The organism is Shewanella sp. T24-MNA-CIBAN-0130 (assembly GCF_040310185.1).
Classification (GTDB): domain Bacteria; phylum Pseudomonadota; class Gammaproteobacteria; order Enterobacterales; family Shewanellaceae; genus Shewanella; species Shewanella psychromarinicola.
The window spans coordinates 1-792 of sequence record NZ_JBEOPP010000124.1 but is presented as its reverse complement, the minus strand read 5'-3'; the positions used below and the strand labels follow the sequence as shown (position 1 = coordinate 792).

Genomic DNA, 792 nt, shown 5'->3' with positions numbered 1-792 from the left:
CATCTATATTGAGGTGTAACCGTCTGTTATTACCAATTTCAACCACATCAGCATTAGCTAAAATAGTTAAGCTGGCTGCTGCGCCTACTTCAATTCCTTGCTCACCAAGCCAAGTCAGCAACTCTGTCTTTAACGGTTCAGGGGCAATAACCTGTACCCGTGGAGAACCTATGGCATTAAGTAGGTGTGAAACTTGTTGAATAAGCGGGGCTTTTTCGACAACGGCATGGATAGTCACTTGAATGCCGTTTTTACTAAGCGGTTGGCTGTCTAATGTCTGCCATTCTTTTACTAAGCCTTCACTGTGACTGACCAATTGTTGACCGATCAACTCTTGCATTTGAGTTGACTCACTATCATCGGTAATTGTCATCGTCATTTTTGACGATTGCGCATGTTGCTGAGTTAACCAAACACCGACAACTTGCGAAATAGCGCGCTGTAATGCGTCCATTTCTGCATTTTGACGAGCGCTTTGACCATTTTTAGGCCAGCCTTCACCCGATACGGTTACACTGACATTTTGAGAACCTTGCTCCCAATCATATTCTTGAGGTTGTCCAACATCGGCAGGATCGAGTGCAACCGTTATACAAGTGTCATTTCCACTTAACATAGGTGTTGAAGCTGATAAGGGTATTGCTCCCATACTCAGCCCTTCAAGCATCACACTGCGTTGTTTCTCATAGAGTTCGGCTGTTTGCTTATCCATATCGGCGGCCATAGACTGACTCGCCGTATCAATAGCTAAACTTTTGTGACCTCTGATAAATCTAGCCAGCTCTGCGGAAG

1 pseudogene is annotated in these 792 nt (G+C 44.7%); it reads right to left on the bottom strand.

The features are described 5' to 3' along the window. A pseudogene (locus tag AAEZ02_RS21725) lies at nucleotides 1-712 on the bottom strand (hypothetical protein); the annotation flags it as partial. Nucleotides 713-792 lie beyond the last annotated feature (80 nt).